The 19,957-nt window shown below is 71.4% G+C and carries 17 protein-coding genes and 1 tRNA gene; 11 read left to right on the top strand and 7 right to left on the bottom strand.

The features are described from left to right. Positions 1 to 46 precede the first annotated feature (46 nt). Positions 47 to 574: a MarR family winged helix-turn-helix transcriptional regulator gene (locus tag OEY_RS0121605; protein ID WP_010595854.1), complete on the bottom strand. Its 528-nt coding sequence runs from the start codon at positions 572 to 574 to the stop codon at positions 47 to 49. 177 nt (positions 575 to 751) lie between these two features. Here OEY_RS0121605 and OEY_RS0121610 point away from each other — a divergent pair, with 177 nt between their 5' ends. Further along, on the top strand, positions 752 to 1,297 hold the full coding sequence (locus OEY_RS0121610) for an arsenate reductase/protein-tyrosine-phosphatase family protein (RefSeq protein WP_010595855.1): 546 nt from the start codon (positions 752 to 754) through the stop codon (positions 1,295 to 1,297). Here OEY_RS0121610 and OEY_RS0121615 read toward each other — a convergent pair. The 3 genes from OEY_RS0121615 to OEY_RS0121625 are packed head-to-tail and all read right to left on the bottom strand — an operon-like array spanning position 1,282 to position 4,453. After that, positions 1,282 to 2,430 carry a sulfotransferase family protein gene (locus tag OEY_RS0121615; protein WP_010595856.1) on the bottom strand — a complete coding sequence of 383 codons (1,149 nt, stop codon included), beginning with the start codon at positions 2,428 to 2,430 and terminating at the stop codon, positions 1,282 to 1,284. The two genes, OEY_RS0121610 and OEY_RS0121615, sit on opposite strands and share 16 nt — an antisense overlap. A 59-nt stretch (positions 2,431 to 2,489) precedes the next feature. Continuing rightward, complete coding sequence (locus OEY_RS0121620; protein WP_010595857.1) at positions 2,490 to 3,290, bottom strand: SDR family oxidoreductase; 801 nt, start codon at positions 3,288 to 3,290, stop codon at positions 2,490 to 2,492. Next, a complete protein-coding gene (locus OEY_RS0121625) occupies positions 3,287 to 4,453 on the bottom strand; it encodes a hypothetical protein (protein WP_010595858.1) in 1,167 nt (388 codons plus the stop codon). Before OEY_RS0121625 ends, OEY_RS0121620 begins: the two co-directional genes overlap by 4 nt. Positions 4,454 to 4,536: 83 nt before the next feature. Between OEY_RS0121625 and OEY_RS0121630 the strand changes: the two genes are divergently transcribed. From OEY_RS0121630 to OEY_RS0121660, 7 genes are all read left to right on the top strand, one after another. Continuing rightward, positions 4,537 to 5,451 carry an IclR family transcriptional regulator gene (locus OEY_RS0121630; RefSeq protein WP_010595859.1) on the top strand — a complete coding sequence of 305 codons (915 nt, stop codon included), beginning with the start codon at positions 4,537 to 4,539 and terminating at the stop codon, positions 5,449 to 5,451. Positions 5,452 to 5,630: 179 nt separating this feature from the next. Continuing rightward, a complete protein-coding gene (cysD, locus tag OEY_RS0121635; protein ID WP_010595860.1) occupies positions 5,631 to 6,548 on the top strand; it encodes a sulfate adenylyltransferase subunit CysD in 918 nt (305 codons plus the stop codon). Continuing rightward, entirely contained in the window at positions 6,548 to 8,383 is a 1,836-nt protein-coding gene (gene cysC, locus OEY_RS0121640) for an adenylyl-sulfate kinase (protein WP_010595861.1), read from the top strand. The genes cysD and cysC overlap by 1 nt, the downstream gene beginning before the upstream one ends. Then, entirely contained in the window at positions 8,380 to 9,495 is a 1,116-nt protein-coding gene (locus OEY_RS0121645; protein ID WP_010595862.1) for a 3'(2'),5'-bisphosphate nucleotidase CysQ, read from the top strand. Before cysC ends, OEY_RS0121645 begins: the two co-directional genes overlap by 4 nt. A gap of 51 nt (positions 9,496 to 9,546) precedes the next feature. Continuing rightward, a complete protein-coding gene (locus OEY_RS0121650; protein WP_010595863.1) occupies positions 9,547 to 10,542 on the top strand; it encodes an MBL fold metallo-hydrolase in 996 nt (331 codons plus the stop codon). Between the two features lie 13 nt (positions 10,543 to 10,555). Further along, complete coding sequence (locus OEY_RS0121655) at positions 10,556 to 10,936, top strand: limonene-1,2-epoxide hydrolase family protein (protein ID WP_010595864.1); 381 nt, start codon at positions 10,556 to 10,558, stop codon at positions 10,934 to 10,936. A 148-nt stretch (positions 10,937 to 11,084) separates the two neighbouring features. Next, positions 11,085 to 12,254 (top strand): MFS transporter, encoded by a 1,170-nt coding sequence (locus OEY_RS0121660; protein ID WP_010595865.1) that lies wholly within the window; start codon positions 11,085 to 11,087, stop codon positions 12,252 to 12,254. A 149-nt stretch (positions 12,255 to 12,403) separates the two neighbouring features. Here OEY_RS0121660 and OEY_RS0121665 read toward each other — a convergent pair. Next, positions 12,404 to 12,479, bottom strand: a tRNA-Arg gene (locus OEY_RS0121665). Between the two features lie 241 nt (positions 12,480 to 12,720). Here OEY_RS0121665 and OEY_RS0121670 point away from each other — a divergent pair. After that, positions 12,721 to 15,111 (top strand): phosphoketolase family protein, encoded by a 2,391-nt coding sequence (locus tag OEY_RS0121670; RefSeq protein ID WP_010595866.1) that lies wholly within the window; start codon positions 12,721 to 12,723, stop codon positions 15,109 to 15,111. A 53-nt stretch (positions 15,112 to 15,164) separates the two neighbouring features. Here OEY_RS0121670 and OEY_RS0121675 read toward each other — a convergent pair whose 3' ends face one another. Together OEY_RS0121675 and OEY_RS0121680 are read right to left on the bottom strand one after the other, a co-directional pair. Continuing rightward, positions 15,165 to 15,869, bottom strand: coding sequence for a DUF305 domain-containing protein (locus tag OEY_RS0121675; RefSeq protein WP_010595867.1), 705 nt, complete (start codon positions 15,867 to 15,869; stop codon positions 15,165 to 15,167). 1 nt (position 15,870) lies between these two features. Further along, a complete protein-coding gene (locus tag OEY_RS0121680) occupies positions 15,871 to 16,704 on the bottom strand; it encodes a DUF3105 domain-containing protein (protein ID WP_010595868.1) in 834 nt (277 codons plus the stop codon). Between the two features lie 180 nt (positions 16,705 to 16,884). Between OEY_RS0121680 and argS the strand changes: the two genes are divergently transcribed. Both argS and lysA read left to right on the top strand, forming a co-directional pair. Then, positions 16,885 to 18,537, top strand: a complete 1,653-nt coding sequence (gene argS, locus OEY_RS0121685; protein WP_010595869.1) for an arginine--tRNA ligase — start codon at positions 16,885 to 16,887, stop codon at positions 18,535 to 18,537. Further along, positions 18,534 to 19,955, top strand: a complete 1,422-nt coding sequence (lysA, locus tag OEY_RS0121690) for a diaminopimelate decarboxylase (RefSeq protein WP_010595870.1) — start codon at positions 18,534 to 18,536, stop codon at positions 19,953 to 19,955. The genes argS and lysA overlap by 4 nt, the downstream gene beginning before the upstream one ends. Positions 19,956 to 19,957 lie beyond the last annotated feature (2 nt).

A 19,957-nucleotide genomic window follows, 5' to 3' on the forward strand; every position in this document is an offset into this window, starting at 1 on the left:
CACACCGGGGCCGTTCCGCACTCGTGCGGAACGGCCCCGGTGTGTTTCACCAGCGGCTGGGCTCGCCGCCGGTGTCGAAGTCGCCGGCGTCGTGGCGCAGGCCCGCCAGGATGCGCAGCAGCGTCTCGAGCTGATCGTCGGGCACGCCGGGGCGCGCGAACACCTCGGCGTTGAGCTTCTCGGTGGTCGCGACGGCCAGCGCGCGTCCCTCGTCGGTCAGTTCCACCAACGTCGCGCGACGGTCGCTCGGGTGCGGGGTGCGGCGCACCAGACCGGCGGTCTCGAGCCGGTCGACGGCGTTCGTGACGCTGGTCGGGTGGACCTGCAGGCGGGCGCTGGCCTTCGCCATCGGCAGCGCCCCGGTCCGGGTGAAATGCAGCAGCGTCAGCAGCTCGTACCGGGCGAAGGTGAGCCCGAACGGTTTGAGGACCTCCTCGACCCGCGCCATCATGATCTGCTGCGCGCGCATCACCGAGGTCACCGCGGCCATGCCGTCCGCGACCTCGCCCCAGCCGTGGGCCGTCCACTGGCGGTGGGCCTCGGCGATCGGATCGAGCGGTAGCGGTGCGGGCATACGTCGATCATCCCACGTGGTGCCGCGTGGAGGTGACGCGGACACAGCTTCCGCGCCCCGCGCGGCCGGCCGCCGAGGGTGAACGACACGCAACGGCCGGAACAACGTCGCATGAACCCGCGAGGACATCCAAATGTGGCCGCCCGCCGCTCGATTCGCGACGGCTAGAGTGCGCGCGTGCACATCCTGTTCGTCTGCAGCGGCAACGTCTGCCGGTCCGTGATCGCGGAGCGGCTGACGCGGGCGTACGCGTGCGAGTCCGGGTGGGCCGACCTGACCGCCGAGAGCGCCGGCACCCGGGCCCTCGTCGGGTATCCCGTCGAGCCGCGGGCGGCCGCGGTCATCGCCGGACTCGGTGCGGATGCGAGCGATTTCCGCGCCCGCCGGGTGACCGCCGCGATGGTCGACGGCGCCGACCTGGTCCTGACCATGAGCGAGGAGCAGCGCGACCGCGTGTCCGGCCTGGTCGCCGGCGCCGCGGCGAAGTCGTTCACCCTCACCGAGGCGCACCGCATCGCGACCGTCACCGGCGCGGCGACGGTCGCGCGGCTCGATGCCTGCCGGGATCCGAGCGGCGCGGCCCGGACCCCGAACATTCCCGACCCGATCGGCCTGTCCGCGCCGGTGTTCGTCGAGACCGGGGACCTGATCGCCGCGGCGCTGTTCCCGCTGCTCGACGTCCTCGCCGGCGCGGCGGTCGCCGTCGGTCAGCGGCAGGCGTAGTCCCCGAATCGTTCGTCCACCTCGGCCGCGCTCAACCCGAAGTCCTCGAGCCGGTAGCGGTGCGCCGGCCGGCGATCCCCGCTGCGGCTCTCGGCGTGCAGCGCGGCCATCGCCTGCTCGGCGCCGGCGGTGAGCCGGATGCCGAGCCGGTCGTAGACCGCGCCCACCGTGCCGAGGGGATCGGCGACGAAGTCGCGGTAGTCCACGTCGACGAACCGGTCCGGGTCGCGCCGGCGCCGGGCCGCCTCGAAGGTGTCGAACCCGCGCGCCCACAGCTCGAGCTGGCTGCGCCCGATGCGCTCGCCGCGGAAGGTGTGCGACCAGCCGTCGGTGGCGTGCGCGGCCAGGCTGCACACCGACGGGATCACGGTGCGCGGGTCGCGGTGGGTGACGACGATCAGCGCGTCGGGGTAGACGGTGAGCAGTTCGTCGAGGGCGAACAGGTGGCTCGGGTTCTTCAGGACCCAGCGCTTGTCGGCGTCCGGCAGCCCGATCAGCTGCAGGTTCCTGCGGTGCCGGGCGTACGCGCCGGTCCAGTCCTGCTGCGCGAGCCACCGCGAGTAGGTGGGCAGATGCGCGAGGCATTCGTACGACACCGACCGGAAGGACTGTCGCAGCAGCTGCCAGCACTCCTCGACCTCGCCCGCGGACATGTAGTGCACGCCCATGAACTCGGGGTGCTCGACGTGATGCTGCGCGAATCCCGCTTCGAGCGCGGCGAACGCCGGGTTCTGGGGCCACGTCTCGCGCGGGGGCCGGGGCTGCGGCATCTCCGTCAGCCACATCTCGAGTCCCTGGTGGGCGGGGTCGGCGGTGAGCAGGCGGTGCAGGGCGGTGGTGCCGGTGCGGGGCAGCCCGGTGACGAAGATCGGGCGCTCGATCGTCACGTCGGCGTGTTCGGGGTGGGCACGCCAGGCCGCCTCGCTCAGCAGGCGGGCGACGAGGGCGCCGCGCAGGAACACCCGCGACATCTTGCTGCCCAGCGGGGTGAGCTGCTCGTCGCGCGCATACGAGTCGAGCAGGACGCCGAGGGCGTCGGTGTAGTCGTCGTCGCCGAAGTCGGTCAGGCCGGTCAGCCGGGTCGCGGAGGCGTGCAGGTCCTCGACGGTGCCGACGCTGGTGCGCTCGGTCATGGATCTCCGATCCCCGTGCGCGGTTTCGGTAGCAGTGGCTACCGAAACCGCGCACGGCTTCAGTGGTGGTATTCGCCGCAGTTCACGTCCAGGCACTGGCCGGTGACGGCCCGGGCCAGGGGGGAGGCGAGGAAGATCACGGTGTCGGCCACCTCCTCGGTGGTGGGCAGACGCCCGAGATCGGTGCCGGCCGCGGTGTGCTGATAGATCTGCTCGACGGTGGTGCCGTACTTGTCCGCCTGGTGCTCGAAGTAGCCCTTCAGCGTCTCACCCCAGATATAACCGGGGGCAACGGAATTGACGCGGATGCCCTGGGGGCCCAGTTCGGTGGCGAGGGACTGCGACATCGCCAGCAGGGCGGACTTGGCGAGCTTGTAACTGCCGTAGCGCTCCTGTGAATGCCGCAGCACCATCGAATTGATGTTCACCACCGAGCCCTTCGTCCCGGCCAGGGCCTCGGTGAACAACTGCGTCAGGCGCAGCGCCCCGAGGACGGTGAGTTCGATGCTGTCGCGGATCTGCTGGAAGTCGGTGCGGGCCAGCGGCTTCATCGAGGGCACCGAGAATGCGTTGTTGACCAGCGTGTCCACCCGGCCGAACTCGCGGAGGGTCGTCTCGACGAGCCGGGACGCGGAGTCGGTGTCGGCGATGTCGGTCGGGACCGCCAGGGCCCGTCGGCCCCGGGCCGTGACCTCGGCCGCGACGTCCTCGAGGCGGGCGGTCGTTCGGGCGGCGAGGACGACGTCGGCCCCGTGCTCGGCGCACCGCACCGCGAGAGTGCGGCCGAGTCCCGGCCCGACACCGCTGACCACGACGACCTGTCCGGCGAGCAGGGGGTTCGGGGTGGTCACGGCGCTCACCCGAGCATCCGGTCGGCGATCGCGGTCTGGCGGGCGGCAATCCGCCCGGACCACTGCTCCGGCGTGACGCGGCTGTGGTCGAGGAACGGCAGTGCGGCCGGCACGTCGTCGAACGGGACCACCTCGGCGGTGGGGCCGTCCGCGGCCGTGAGTTCGCGGGCGAGCCGTTGCCAGCGGAACTGCAGGAACCCGCGGCTGCGGCCCAGGGTCTCGACCCAGTTGGCGACGCCGGGGTTGCGGGCGGAGACGACCATGCGGATCATCCCGTCCGGATCCACTTGGGCCTGCGCGTTGTTCAGCGACGTCTGGTGGTGGACGTAGTCCAGGGAGATGTACCAGAGGCTGCCCAGCTGGAAGCCCTGGTAGGGCGCGTCGGAGGCGGGGACGGTGAGGATCATCGCCTCGTCGTCGCCCAGATCGAAGTGCCCGACGGACGAGTACTGCGTGGCCAGGCCACCAGGCGTCGGCCGCGGAGCGGTGACCGTGTTGACCGGCAGGTCGAGGTAGAACCACTGCGGGAACTGCAGCCACGTCTGCACCCGCGACACCAGCGCTTTCCCGGCGCGCCGGTAGCGGGCGGCGGCATCGTCGTGCGTCGGTTCGGGCGGCGGGGTGCCGAGCGCATCGACCCGGTCGATGCGCAGGGTGCCGCGCCGCTGGGACCAGTCGCTGTAGACCTCTCGCACGACGAGCTGCGACGAACCGGGGGTGAGGGTGAAGTAGTTGTTCCCGGGGTCGGCGGGCCCGGGGCCGAACCGCGCCTCGAAGGTGCCGTCGTCGGCGACGTGCAGTTCGCGGTCGTCGAATGCGGTGACGTTGCCGGGCACCTGGGCGTCGGTGTAGTTGCCGGCGAGCACCTGGAAGCTCAGGTCGCAGGTCGTGCCGCGACGGCCGGTGACGACGTACTCGGCGTCGTCGCGGATGCGCGCACCCCAGTAGAGGGTGTCGGGGTTGTCGAGCCCCATCTTCGTGTAGGGGCCCGTGCCGGTGACGAACGTGGGATGGGACGCCTCGACGGCCCACGCCGAGTGCACGCATGCGGCGATCCCGCCGGCGAGGTAGCGGTACCCCTCGATCAGGTCCTGCTCGGTGCGGATGTGCGGCGCCGTCGCGACGAGCTTTTCGGCCTCGGTGATGGCGGACGTGAGCGGATCGGTGAGCACACGATCTCCTTGCGGTTCAAATATGTACCGGTGCGGTAGGCTCCTGGTGCAGCGACGATAGAACGTGTTCCAAGGAGGCGTCAATGACCGAGGCCCCCGCGCCGTCGACCGCGCGGCGTTCGCCACCGACCGAGCGGGTCGTGCAGGTCCTGGACCACCTGGTGGCGCATCCGGAGGCCCGGTTCGGGCTCTCCGAGCTGGCGCGCCGGCTGGGGATGAGCAAGCCGACGTGCCTGGGCATCCTGACCGCCCTGACGGACGCCGGCTACCTGATGCGTCATCCCGCAGACCGGTCGTACGGGCTCGGTCCCGCGCTGATCGTCGCGGGCCGGGCCGCGCAGCGCGGCTTCGCCGTCGGTCCCGTCACCCACCGGCACCTGGCCGCGCTCGGCGCCGAGTTCGGCGCCACCTGCGCCGCGTCGGCCGTCGTGGGCGACCGCATCGCCGTCCTCGACGTCGCCGGGCCCGATCCGGCCGGCGCCGGGGCGAGGGTGGGGGAGGTGTATCCGTTCGCGCCGCCGGTCGGGTTGATGTACGTGCTGTGGGACTCCGACGAGCGGCTCGAGCAGTGGCTCGCACGGGAACCGACGCTTCCGGTGCGGCTGGACCGGGACCGCCTGCGTGACGTGGTCGACGAGTGCCGCGCCGCCGGGTACCTGGTCGAGTCGCTCACGGCCGGTGGCCGGCGGTTGCATGCGCTGATGGCGGGGGTGGCGGCGCACGACCTGCCGGCGGAGCTGCGCGAACTGCTGGGGGAGATGGTGTCCAGCCTGGGGGAGCGTGTGCTGCTGGCCGGGGCGGAACCGGACGATGCCGAGCACCCGGTGAACCTGCTCGCCGCCCCCGTCCACGACGCGGACGGGCGGCAGTCGGTGGTGCTCACCCTCCACGTGGGTGCGACGCTGACCAATCGGGAGATCGCCCGGCGCGGGGTGGCGCTCGTGGCCACCGCCGAAGCCGTCACGCGCGAACTCGGCGGGCGTCGCCCGCCCCGATGACGGCCGAGGCCGCCGCCGGGGCGTCCTTTGGGCTGTCCCCGCCGCCCAAACGACACACCGGCGGCGCAGCCGCCCAGCGGGGGCGTTGACCCGGAACTGAAACTCGTTCTATCGTTCGGGGCGAACCTTTCGACCGAGCCGGTACATATTTGGACCGGCGCTCGTGAGCTGGAGCCCCGATGACCCTCACGCCGTCGTACGAACTGCCCCTGCTGCGCGCCCTCGAGGCCGAGTCCGTGCACATCTTCCGGGAGGTCGCGGCCACCTTCGAGCGTCCCGTGCTGCTCTTCTCCGGCGGCAAGGACTCGGCGGTGATGCTGCACGTGGCGGCCAAGGCGTTCTGGCCGGCGCCGATCCCGTTCCCCGTGCTGCACATCGACACCGGCCACAACTTCCCCGAGGTCCTCGCCTACCGCGACGCCGAGGCGGCCCGGCGCCGGGTGCGGCTGCTGGTCGCGTCGGTGCAGGACGACATCGACGCCGGCCGGGTCGTCGAGGACGTCGGTCCGCATGCGAGCCGTAACCGGCTGCAGACCCGGACGTTGCTGCGTGCCCTCCGCGAAGGCGGATTCGACGCGGTGTTCGGCGGCGCCCGCCGCGACGAGGAGAAGGCCCGCGCCAAGGAGCGCGTGTTCTCCTTCCGCGACGAGTTCGGGCAGTGGGACCCGAAGGCGCAGCGCCCCGAGCTGTGGCAGCTGTACAACGGCCGGCACCGTCGCGGCGAGCACATCCGCGTGTTCCCGCTGTCCAACTGGACCGAGCTCGATGTCTGGAACTACATCCGCGACGAACGCGTCGAGCTGCCGCCGCTCTACTACGCCCATCGGCGACCCGTCGTCGAGCGCGACGGAATGCTGCTGGCGCTCAACGAGTTCCTCACCCTCCTGCCGGGCGACGAGCCGCGTGAGGCGCTGGTGCGGTTCCGCACGGTCGGCGACGCCACCTGCACGGGCTGCGTCGAATCCACCGCCGCCACCCCCGACGAGGTCGTCGCCGAGGTCGCGGTCAGCCGCGTCACCGAGCGCGGCGCCACCCGCGCCGACGACCGCATCTCCGAGGCCGGGATGGAAGACCGCAAGAAGGAGGGCTACTTCTGATGACCCGGTTGCTGCGCATCGCCACCGCCGGCAGCGTCGACGACGGCAAGTCCACGCTGATCGGCCGGCTGCTCCACGACTGCAAGGCCGTGCCCGAGGATCAGCTCGACGCCGTCGCCCGCACCAGCCGCGAGCGCGGCATGGACACCCCCGACCTGGCGCTGCTCACCGACGGGCTGCGGGCGGAGCGGGAACAGGGCATCACCATCGACGTCGCCCACCGCTACTTCTGCACCCCGCACCGCGCCTTCGTCGTCGCCGACACTCCCGGCCACGAGCAGTACACCCGGAACATGGTCACCGGCGCCTCGACCGCCGACCTCGCCCTCATCCTCGTCGACGCCCGCAAGGGGGTCGTCGAGCAGACCCGCAGGCACGCCTTCCTCGCCAGCCTGCTCGGCGTCCCCCATCTGGTGCTGTGCGTCAACAAGATGGACCTGGTCGACTGGTCGCAACAGCGCTTCGACGCGATCTGTGCCGAATTCTCCACGTTCGCAGCCAAACTCGACATCCACGACCTGACCTTCGTGCCGGTCTCGGCGCTGCTCGGCGACAACGTCGTCCACCGCACCACCGTCATGACCTGGTACGAGGGCGCCTCGCTGCTGCACCGTCTCGAGCAGGTGCACGTCGACTCCGATCGCAACCTCATCGACGCGCGCTTCCCCGTCCAGTACGTGATCCGTCCCGGTCACGGCGAGCACCGCGACTTCCGTGGTTACGCGGGCACCGTCGCGAGCGGGGTGTTCGCCCCCGGCGACGAGGTGCTGGTGCTGCCCTCGGGCTACGGCACGCGGGTGCGCGCCGTCCACGGCCCGGGCGGCGACCCGGTGCCGAGCGCCTTCGCGGGCAGCGCCGTGTGCCTCGAGCTCGAGGACGACCTCGACGTGGGACGCGGCGACATGCTGTGCCGCCCCGGGAACCGGCCGCTCGTCGGGCACGAGCTCGACGCGATGGTGTGCTGGCTCGCCGAGGGCCCCGGCCTCGTGCCCGACGCCACCTACACCCTGCTGCACACCACCAACGCCACCGCCGCGCAGGTGGTCCGGCTCGACTACCGGCTCGACGTGACCACCCTGCACCGCGACGGGACGGCACGGTCGTTGACGCTCAACGAGATCGGACGGGTCCAGTTGCGGACTCGCCGCCCCGTCCTGTTCGACCCCTACCGGCGCAACCGGACCACCGGAAGCTTCGTGCTCGTCGACGACGCGACCGGCAGCACCGTCGCGGCCGGGATGATCACCGGCCCCACCCTCGCCGCGGCCCCCGTCGTGTGGCACGCGGCGGAGGCGACCCGCGCCGAACGTCTCTCGCGGGGGGCGACGGTGTGGCTGACCGGCCTGTCGGCGTCGGGCAAGTCCAGCGTCGCCGCGGCGCTCGAGCGGCGTCTGCTCGCGGCCGGAGTGCCGGCCTACCGGCTCGACGGGGACAACCTGCGGCACGGCCTCAACTCCGATCTGGGTTTCGGTCCGCAGGACCGCGCGGAGAACGTCCGTCGGGTGGGTGCGGTGGCACAGCTGATGGCCGACGCGGGGCTGGTGACGATCTGCGCGCTCATCAGCCCGTACCGGTCCGACCGCGACCGGATCCGCGAGCAGCACCGGCAGGCCGGGCTGCCGTTCCTCGAGGTGTTCGTCGACACCCCCCTCGCCGACTGCGAAGCCCGGGACCCGAAGGGCATGTACGCGCGGGCCCGGGCCGGGGAGATCACCGGATTCACCGGCGTCGACGACCCCTACGAGCCGCCCACCGGTCCCGAGCTGGTGCTGCGGCCCCAGGACGGCGATCCGGTCGCGCAGGCCGGACTGATCATGGAATTGTTGGCCCCATGACCGATGACGCCGTCCTCGCCACCGAGATCGCCACCGCTGCAGGAGAACTGTTGCTGACCGTCCGCGCGGCCGAGGCCGACGCGCTCACCGGTCGCGAACTCGGCCGCCACGGCGACCGCGCCGCCGACGCCTTCATCCTCGGCCGGCTCGCCGCCGAACGCCCCGCCGACGCGGTGCTGTCGGAGGAATCCGCCGACGACCCGGCTCGGGTGCATGCGAAGCGGGTGTGGATCGTCGACCCCCTCGACGGATCCAAGGAGTACGGCATGCCGGACCACGAGGACTGGGCCGTGCACATCGCCCTGTGGGAGGCCGGCCGCGGCATCACCGCCGCCGCGGTCGCGCAGCCGGCGGTGGGCGCCGTCTACGGCACCGCGGACGTCGGGCGTGCCGAACTGCGGCCGCTGGGCGGCCGACGGCCCCGCATCGTCGTCAGCGGGAGCCGGCCGCCGGTGTTCGTCGCGGACGTCGCCCGCGCCCTCGGCGCCGACGTGGTGCGGATGGGTTCCGCCGGGGCCAAGGCCATGGCCGTGGTGCGCGGCGACGTCGACGCGTATGTGCACGCCGGCGGGCAGTGGGAGTGGGACTCCGCGGCGCCGGTGGGGGTCGCGCAGGCGGCGGGGCTGTACTGCGCCCGCATCGACGGCAGCGAACTCGAGTACAACCGCCCCCACCCCTACATGCCGGATCTGGTGATCTGCCGACCGGACTGGGCGCCGGCCCTGATGGCGGCGATCGCCGAGCATGCCGGCGCCCCCACCGACAGTGCCCGGGTCGCGATGGCCCGCTCCTACATCCGTTCCCTCGTCAGTCACGACGCGTCGCATGTCCGGCTTGCGGCCGACGCGTGGCGGGTCGAGAACGGCGTGCGCACCGGCGACACCGGCGTCGAGATCCGGGACCGTCTCGAGCACGGCCCCGAGTACCGCCCGATCCGGCGGGTGCGGGAGCTGACGTTCCGCGAATGGGACGACAACGTCGTCGCGCGGTTCCTGCTCGACCTCGACGCCGGGGACACCGCCCTCACGGTGGCGGTCACCGAGCACTTCGCCATCCCCGCGGGGGAGATCCGCTCGATCGTGGCGATCATCGAGCCGCACGAACACAAATAGTTTACTGTTTGTGTTCATAGACGAGCTAACGATCTAGTGCCTGGAGGACCCATGGACCACGCCCGCGACATCGGCGACGGCATCTTCCGCATCCCCGTGCCGGTCGGCGACCTGCCGGTCGGCGACACCCAGGTGTACGCGATGGAGTCGCCGCGCGGACTGGTCCTCGTCGACGTCGGCTGGAACGACGACACATCCTGGACCGCGCTGCAGGACGGTCTCGCTTCCGTCGGTGCCTCCGTCGCGGACGTCGAGGGAGTGGTCGTCACGCACTTCCACCCCGACCACGTCGGCCTGACCGGCCGGATCCGGGAGGCGTCGGGCTGCTGGGTCGGCATGCACGAGGACGACTTCGGCCAGCTCGCCCTCATGACCTCCGACGACGGCAACGCCGAGTGGGAGGCCGAGCAGTGGCGCCGCGCCGGCGCCCCGGACGAGCAGATCGTCACCTATCTCGAGCGGGCGAGCGGGGAACGCGCGACCGGCAAGCCCGACGTCCACCCCGACCGCAAGCTCGCCACCGACGAGCGGATCGCGCTCGCCGGCCGCACCCTGCGCACGGTGTTCACCCCCGGGCACACGCCCGGCCACGCCTGCTTCTACCTCGAGGAGCACGACATCCTCTTCAGCGGCGACCACGTCCTCGCCACCACGACCCCGCACGTGGGCGACTTCGACTTCCCGCTTGCCGAACGCGACGCCCTCGGCGAGTTCATCGACTCGCTGCGCGCCGTCGGCACGCTCCCGGCGCGGCGCACCCTGCCCGCGCACCGGCAACCGATCGACGACCTCGCGGCCCGCACCGGCGCTCTTGTCGAGCACCACGAACGACGCCTCGACGACCTGTACGCCGCCTTCGGCGACGAGGAGCTGACGCTGTGGCAGGCTGCCGAGCGGATGACGTGGTACCGCCCCTGGGACCAGACTCCGCCCACGGGCAAGCAGATGGCGCTGTCCGAGGCGTCGGCGCACGTGCGGCACCTCATCGAGCGAGGCCGCGCGCGCCGGGTCCCGGGCACCGACCCGGCGCGTTTCGCCCGGGCCTGACGGAAGGAACCGTATGACCCCCGACGAGCTCGTCACCGAATTCTGCCGCCGCTGGGCCGATCCCGACCCGGCCGTGCTCGCGTCCTACTTCACCGACGACGCCGTGTACCACAACATTCCGATGGAACCGGTGCGTGGGCGCGCGGCGATCGAGGAGTTCATCGCCGGGTTCGTCGCCTCGTTCGGCGGCATCGATTTCCGCATCCGGCACCAGGCCGTCCACGGCGGTGTGGTGCTCAACGAGCGGGTCGACGTGTTCACGCTCGGGGGGCGGACCGTGGAACTGCCGGTGATGGGGGCCTTCGAGGTCGTCGACGGCAAGATCGCCGGCTGGCGCGACTACTTCGACCTGGCGCCGATCACCGCGGCGGCGCAGCAGGATCCGGCGGGCTGATACCCGGTCTCGCGGTCGTCGGCCGCAGGTGACTGAGGTTGATCCGGCCGTGGGAGAGTCGGTGCATGCACGCAGTGATCGTCGACGCTCCCGGGAGTCAGCCGAAGGTCCGTGACGTAGCCCGGGCCCACGGCATGCGGGGGAATTCATGACGCTCTCCCCAGGCGGGCGGATCGGCCTGGCCGGAGCGGCGGTGGTCGGGGTCGCCTTCGGCATGGCCCGCTACGCCTACGGCCTGACGCTGCCCGACATCCGGGAAGACCTGCGGCTCTCCGAGCTGGCCCTCGGCCTCATCGCCAGCGCAACGTTTGCGGGCTACCTGGCCGGCCTGTTGCTCGCGGGACGGCTCGCCGCTCGCCGCGGGTCGCGCGCTCCGACGACCGTGGGCGGGGTGTGCGGCGCCGCGGGGGCGGTGATCGTGACCCTCGCGCAGTCCCCGGGGCTGCTCGCCGCCGGTGTCGTCCTGGCCGGCAGCGCCGGCGGCTGGGTCTGGGCGCCCTACTCCGACATCGTGACCCGATCGGTGCCCGCGCGGCAGCAACCCCGAGCGTTGGCGATCATCACCACCGGCACCAGCGGCGGACTGGTACTGCTCGGTGGGCTGGCCGTCCTGGCCGCGGTGGGCTCGTGGCGCCTGGTGTGGGCCGGCATCGCCCTCGCCGCCGTGGCCGCGGCCCTGGCGAACCTGCGCCTGGTGCCCCGGACCGGGCCGGCCCCGCGCCCGGAGGAAGGACCCGGTGCCTCTTCGCTGGTGGCAGCGCTGCGGGTCCCGGCAGCCTACTCCGTGGTCTACTTCGCGGTCGTGGTCGTCTACTTCACCTATGCCGCCGACGTCCTGGACCGCGGCACCCTCCCGGCGGCCGCCGTCCCGGCTCTCTACGCGGCCGTCGGCCTCACCGGCATGGGGGGGGTGGCGACCGGGGCCCTCGCGCAGCGAGTGGGCAGCGTCCGGGTCGCCGCGCTGTGCCTCGCGACGGTCGGTGCGGCGCTGGCGCTGCTCGGGCTGGCCGACGGCTCCGTGGCCGCGACCGCGGCCTCGGCGTGCATCTTCGGCATGGGGTACATGACGGGATCCGCGGTGCTCGCGGTCTGGACCGCCGAGTTGGTACCCGAGCGCGCGGGCGCGGCGTTCACGGCCTGTCTCGTCGTGGGAGCGCTCAGCTCGGTCGCAGCACCGGCCCTCGCCGGTGCCGTGATACCCGGCCTGGGGCTGGGGCCGGTGCTCGTGGTCACCGCCGCGGTGTCACTGTTCAGCGCGGCGGCGCTGGTGCTGTGCGGGTCCTCGCGAGGGGCAGCCGTCGGTGACACCGGACCGTGAACACGAGAGCTCCGCTCGTGGCCGGCGCGCACACCCTGCGTTGTGAGGAGCCTGTGTTTCGTGACGCATGGTCTCACGCCGCTCTGCGGCAGTCCGGACCGCAGGAAACGGAACGGCCCCGCGTCGCACTGCGACGCGGGGCCGTTCCGTGGTGCCCTCGGCAGGATTCGAACCTGCGACTTCTTGCTCCGGAGGCAAGCGCTCTATCCCCTGAGCTACGAGGGCGTTCCGGACTCCACCGGTTGCGCGGTGGGGCGGGAGTTAGCGTAGCGCATTGTCGGCGATACGCCACATCGCCTGGTCGGAGCGGGTTTCTCCGGGGCCTCGCCGGGCATCCGGCAGGCGCGGATGCGCCGTCCGGAGACGAACTCTTCGGCGAGTGTTTCCCGGAACGGCCGGCGCGGGCCATCCGCGCGGGGCAGGCTCGACACGAGACCGGACACACACCTGCAGGAGAGGACCGTACGTGGACGCAGGACCCGACACGGCAACCCGCACCGGACCGCTGAGCCGCGAGGAGCTCGCCGCGCTCGACACCTGGTGGCGAGCCGCGAACTACCTGTCGGTGGGACAGATCTACCTGATGGGCAACCCCCTCTTGCGCGAGCCGTTGCGTCCCGAGCACATCAAGCCCCGGCTGCTCGGACACTGGGGCACCACCCCGGGACTGAACTTCGTCTACGCCCACCTCAACCGCGCGATCACCGCCCGCGACCTCGAGATGATGTATGTGATGGGTCCCGGGCACGGCGGGCCCGGACCGGTCGCCGCGGCCTGGCTCGAGGGCACCTACAGCGAGGTCTATCCGGACATCTCCCGGGATGCGGACGGCATGGCGCGGCTGTTCACCCAGTTCTCGTTCCCCGGGGGGATTCCCAGCCACGTCGCCCCCGAGACACCCGGATCCATCCACGAGGGCGGGGAGCTCGGGTACGCCCTGTCGCACGCCTACGGGGCCGCTTTCGACAACCCGGACCTCATCGTCGCTGCCGTGGTGGGCGACGGCGAGGCCGAGACCGGGCCCCTCGCCACCAGCTGGCACTCCACGAAGTTCGTCGACCCGCGCCGGGACGGCGCCGTGCTGCCGATCCTGCACCTGAACGGGTACAAGATTGCCAACCCGACCGTCCTCGCCCGCATCGACCACGACGAGCTCGAGCACCTGCTCCGCGGCTACGGCCACGATCCGGTGTTCGTCGAGGGCTCCGACCCCGAGCACATGCACCAGGCGTTCGCGGCGGCCCTGGACCGCTGCCTCGATGCGATCCTCGAGATCCGGCGCCGCGCACGCCGCGACGGTGTCTCCGAGCGACCGCGCTGGCCGATGATCGTGCTGCGTTCTCCCAAGGGCTGGACCGGACCGAAGGAGGTCGACGGTCTGCCGGTCGAAGGGTACTGGCGCTCGCACCAGGTGCCCTTCGCCAATGCCCGCGACGACGACGGCCACCGCAAGATCCTCGAGGAGTGGCTGCGTAGTTACCGGCCCGAGGAACTGTTCGACGACAGCGGTGCCCCCGTGCCCGCAATCCGCGATCTGCACCCGGCGGGCGAGCGGCGGATGAGCGCGTCCCCCCATGCCAACGGCGGGCCGCTCGTGCGGGACCTGGCGTTACCGGACTTCCGCGACTACGCCGTGCCGGTCCCGGCGCCCGGCACCGGCAGCGTCGAATCGACCCGCGTGCTCGGCACCTTCCTGCGCGACGTCATGCGCGAGAACACGAGCACCTTCCGGGTGTTCTCCCCGGACGAGAACAACTCCAACCGGCTCGGTCCGGTCCTCGAGGTCACCGCACGCACCTGGAACGCCCGCATCCTGCCCGACGACGACCGTCTCGCCCCCGACGGGCGGGTCATGGAGATCCTGTCCGAGCACACCTGCCAGGGCTGGCTCGAGGGCTATCTGCTCACCGGCCGGCACGGCTTCTTCTCCTGCTACGAGGCCTTCGTCCACATCGTCGACTCGATGTTCAACCAGCACGCCAAGTGGCTGCGCCCCACCAACGGCATCGACTGGCGCCGGCCGATACCGTCGCTGAACTACCTGCTCACCTCGCACGTGTGGCGGCAGGACCACAACGGCTTCTCGCACCAGGACCCGGGCTTCATCGACCACGTCGTCAACAAGAAGGCCGACGTGATCCGCGTGTACCTGCCGCCGGACGCGAACACCCTGCTGTCGGTGGCCGACCACTGCCTGCGCACCCGGCAGTACGTCAACGTGATCGTCGCCGGCAAGCAACCACAGCTGCAGTACCTCGACATGGATGCGGCAATCATCCATTGCACCAAGGGAATCGGGATCTGGGACTGGGCCGGCACCGACCAGGGGGTCGAGCCCGACGTGGTGCTCGGCTGCGCGGGCGACGTGCCCACCATGGAAACCCTCGCCGCCGTCGAGATCCTGCTCGAATGGTTCCCCGATCTGAGGATCCGCGTCGTGAACGTCGTCGACCTGATGCGGTTGCAGGACCACACCGAACACCCGCACGGGCTGTCCGACCGCGAATTCGACTCGCTGTTCACCACCGACAAGCCGGTGATCTTCGCCTACCACGGCTATCCGTGGCTGATCCACCGCCTGACCTACCGGCGTACCAACCACGACAACATCCACGTGCGCGGGTACAAGGAGGAGGGCACCACCACCACCCCGTTCGACATGTGCGTGCTCAACCAGATCGACCGGTTCGACCTCGCCATGGACGTCGTCGACCGGGTGCCGCGCCTGCACCCGATCTCCGCGTATGCGCGCGAGTACCTGAAGAACCGGCTCGTCGAGCATCACCAGTACATCCGCACCCACGGTGAGGACATGCCCGACATCCGCGACTGGGAGTGGGGGCGGTCCGGCCGGTAGACGCGGAGGGGGACGGCCCGGACGGGCCGTCCCCCTCGTGCGGGTCCGATCGGTCAGTTCACGGGCAGCGGCTGCGCACCGCGCTCCGCGAGCATCGCCGTCATGAGCTCCGACTCGCTGGTCTGGGTGTCGACCATCGTCTGCGCCAGGGTGCGCACCGCCGGCTGGCCCGCGTACTGCGCGCCGTACTCCATCATCGGCAGCCCGCCCTCGTGGTGGCGCAGCATCAACTGCAGGAAAAGCACGTCGAGTTCCGGACCCGTGGCGCCACGCAGGCTCGCCAGGTCCTCGGACGTCGCCATACCGGGCATCCGGGCGGTCCCCGCCCCGTCCGTGTGCGCGGCGCCGTCCGCGTGGCCCACGTCGCCGTGGCTGTGGCCGGAGTCCTCGGTCATCCACGTCATGTAGTCCCCGGCCGGCAGCAGCGGCTGCCCCCACAGCGACAGCCAGCCCTGCATCTGGCCGACCTGGTTCTGCTGGGTGGTGAGAATGTCGTACGCCAGGTTGCGGACCCGCTGGTCGTCCGACGTCGTCAGCGCCACGGCGGACATCTCGACGGCCTGGTTGTGGTGGACGGTCATGTCCTGTGCGAACCCGACGTCGACGGAGCCGGCGCCCGGCGTCGCCGGCTGCGAGTCCTCGAGCGGGATGCGGGCCAGGAATCCGAGCAGGAACCCGATCGCGACGGCGGCGACCAGGCCCAGGATCAAGCCGGTCGTGCGCCGGCCCGTGCCGGCGGTGGCGGTGTCGCTCGTCACGTCAGCTCCCCGCCGGGGCCTGCATGTCGGCGGGCAGCTGCTCGGTGCCGTCCACCGTGCCGCCGTCCATCGGCACCGCGTCCGGGCCCGGCGTCGAAGGATCGAACGGCGGGGGGCTGCTCGGGTCGAACGAGCCGGGCAGGGTGGAGCAGCTCGCGCCGACCTCCGGGTAGGTGTAGCGGTTGAGCCGCAGCGACGCGATGAAGTGATCGATCCGCTCGTCGTCGGCGGCGTCCACCTTCAGCTGATGCCCCCACGACTGCAGGGCGATGGGGGAGTCGAGCCCAGGGTACGGCGACATCATCAGGTAGGACTTGCCGTCCACCTTCGCCGCGAGCGCATCGACGCCGGCCTGATCGACCAGGTCGGGGTTGTAGGTGATCCACACCGCGCCGTGCTCGAGGGAGTGCACGGCGTTCTCGGTGCGGATCGCCTCCGGGTACACGGTGCCGGTGCACGTGGCCCAGATCGCGTCGTGCGGCCCACCGAACGGCGGGGTCTGGTCGTACGCCACGCGCTGCGTGGACCCGATGTGCTGGCCCGCGGGGTAGTCGACCGTCACGACCCCCTCGATCGCGGTCGACGGATCCTGATTCGACTCGGACGGCGTCCACGCCGCCAGCGCCTGGGAGTCCTGGTACTTCGGGATGATGCTGGCGGCGATCACCGCGACCAGCGCGATCACCGCGACCACCCCACCGATCAGCAGCCACGGGATCTGCCGCTGCTTGGGCAGGCCGCGACCGCCGCTCTTCTTCTGGGCGGCCTTGATCGCCTTCGCAGACTTGGCACCGGACTTCTTGCCGGGACCGCCACTTACCGAACCGCTGGGCATCGTTGGGTGCTCTTTCGACGGATGGACAACGAGGGGCGCACGACGCTCGGTCCGCGCGTGCTCTGTCAACTCTACGGGCGGACGGTGGGCGGACGTCCCCGCGGCGGCCGGGCGGTGACCGCGACAACAGGCCGGACCGGCGTCACGGCGGGGGAGGCGGAGCCAATAGGATAGAGACCCGTGACTCCTGCCGACCTTGCCGAACTGCTCCACGGAACCGCTGCGAGGGTGCTCGCCGAGCGTGACCTCGACGTGTCCGTCCTGCCCGCGACCCTGACGGTCGAGCGGCCCCGCAACCCGGAGCACGGCGACTACGCGACCAACGTCGCGATGCAGGTCGCGAAGAAGGCCGGCGTGAATCCGCGGGAACTCGCGGGCTGGCTGGCCGAGGCCCTCACCGCCGCCGACGGCATCGAGTCGGCCGAGGTGGCCGGACCGGGCTTCCTGAACATCCGTCTCGCCGCCGACGCCCAGGGCGCGATCGTCGCCCAGGTGCTCACCCACGCGGCCGCGTACGGCAACGCGGACACGCTGGCCGGAACCCGCATCAACCTCGAGTTCGTCTCCGCGAACCCGACGGGCCCGATCCACCTCGGCGGCACCCGCTGGGCCGCGGTCGGGGACGCGCTCGGCCGGATCCTCACCACCCAGGGCGGCGACGTCACCCGCGAGTACTACTTCAACGACCACGGCGCCCAGATCGACCGGTTCACCCGCTCGCTCATCGCCGCGGCGCAGGGGCAGCCCGCGCCGGAGGACGGGTACGCCGGTGCGTACATCGTCGACATCGCGCAGGCCGTGCTGCAGCAGCGCCCGGACGCGCTCGCGCTGCCCGAGACCGAACGGCACGAGGTGTTCCGCTCGATCGGCGTGGACCTGATGTTCGCCCACATCAAGCGCACCCTGCACGAGTTCGGTGTCGACTTCGACGTGTACTTCCACGAGAACTCCCTGTTCGAGTCGGGTGCCGTGGAGAAGGCCGTCGAGACGCTCAAGACCTCCGGGAGCCTCTACCACCAGGACGGCGCCTGGTGGCTCAAGAGCACCGACTTCGGCGACGACAAGGACCGCGTCGTCATCAAGAGCGACGGCAACGCCGCCTACATCGCCGGGGACATCGCCTACTTCCAGGACAAGCGGGCGCGCGGCTTCGACCTGTGCATCTACATGCTCGGCGCGGACCACCACGGCTACATCGGCCGCCTCAAGGCCGCCGCCGCCGCATTCGGCGACGACCCGGACACCGTCGAGGTGATGATCGGGCAGATGGTCAACCTCGTGCGCGGCGGCGTCGCCGTGAAGATGAGCAAACGCGCCGGCACGGTCATCACCCTCGACGACCTGGTCGAGGCGATCGGCGTCGACGCGGCCCGCTACGCGCTGGTGCGCTCGTCGGTGGATCAGAGCATCGACATCGACCTCGAGCTGTGGGCCAGCACCACCAACGAGAACCCGGTCTACTACGTCCAATACGCGCACGCCCGGCTCTCGTCCATCGGGCGCGGCGCCGCGGAGCTCGGTCTCGGCGCCGAGGGCGCCGACCTGTCGCTGCTCGACCACGAGCGCGAGGGTGAGCTGATCCGCACGATCGGCGAGTACCCGCGCATCCTCGCCAAGGCCGCCGAACTGCGGGAACCGCACCGCGTCGCGCGGTACCTCGAAGAACTCGCCGGCGCCTACCACCGCTTCTACGACTCGTGCCGCATCCTGCCGCAGGGCGACGAGGAGCCGGGACCGCTGCACACGGCGCGGCTCGCGCTGTGCGCGGCGACCCGCCAGGTGCTCGCCAACGGACTCGGACTGCTCGGCGTCAGCGCCCCGGAGCGGATGTGAACGCGCACCCCGCCGGTCCCCGGCACGCCGAGATCCCGCACGCACCGGGCCTGACCGAGCGGCCTGCGAACGCCGCCGAACTGAACCTGCTGCACCCGAACGTGTGGCCCCGCAACACCCGGCGCGGCGACGACGGTGTCATGACGATCGCCGGTGTGCCCGTGACCGAGCTCGCCGAGCGGTACGGCACCCCGCTCTTCGTCGTCGACGAGGACGACTTCCGCTCCCGGTGCCGGGAGATCGCGGCCGCGTTCGGACCGGGCGCGAAGGTCCACTACGCGTCGAAGGCGTTCCTGTGCACCGAGATCGCGCGCTGGGTCGACCAGGAGGGCCTGTCGCTCGACGTCTCGACCGGCGGTGAGCTCGCCGTCGCGCTGCGCTCCGGCTTCCCGGCCGGAAAGATCGCCATGCACGGCAACAACAAGTCCGTGGCCGAGCTGCGGACCGCGGTCGCCGCGGGCGTCGGGCACATCGTGCTGGACTCCATGTCGGAGATCGACCTGCTCGACGCGGTCGCCGGCGAACTCGACGTGGTGCAGGACGTGCTGATCCGCGTCACCGTCGGCGTCGAGGCGCACACCCACGAGTTCATCTCCACCGCGCACGAGGACCAGAAGTTCGGCCTGTCCCTGGCCGGCGGAGTGGCCATGGCCGCCGTCCGCAAGGGGTTCGCGAGCGATCACCTGCGCCTGGTCGGCCTGCCCAGCCACATCGGCTCGCAGATCTTCGACGTCGACGGATTCGAACTCGCGGCGCACCGGGTCATCGGCCTGCTGCGCGACGTCGTCGACGAATTCGGCGTCGACAAGACCGCGCAGATGAACATCGTGGACCTCGGCGGCGGCCTCGGCATCTCCTACGTGCCCAGCGACGACCCGCCGCCCGTGGAGGAACTCGCCGCCAAGCTGCGGCACATCGTGCAGACCGAGTCCACCCTCGCCGGCCTGCCCGAGCCGACCCTCGCCGTCGAGCCCGGACGCGCCATCGCCGGCCCCGGCACCGTGACCCTCTACGAGGTGGGCACCATCAAGGACGTCGCGGTGGGCGCGCACCAGGTGCGCCGCTACATCAGCGTCGACGGCGGCATGAGCGACAACATCCGCACCTCGCTGTACCAGGCCGAGTACGAGGCCCGCCTGGTGTCGCGGGCCGGCGACGGGGAGCCGGTCGTGTCCCGCGTCGTCGGCAAGCACTGTGAGAGCGGCGACATCGTCATCCGCGATGCCTGGATGCCCGCCGACCTCGAAGCCGGCGACCTGTTGGCCGTCGCCGCGACCGGTGCATACTGCTACTCGATGTCCAGCAGGTACAACCTGCTGCCCCGTCCCGCCGTCGTGGCGGTCAAGGACGGCGCCGCTCGCGTCGTCCTGCGTCGGGAAACCGTGGAAGATCTGCTCAGCTTGGAGGTTACGGAGTGACG

This window comes from Rhodococcus sp. P14 (genome assembly GCF_000256505.1).
GTDB lineage: Bacteria > Actinomycetota > Actinomycetes > Mycobacteriales > Mycobacteriaceae > Rhodococcus > Rhodococcus ruber.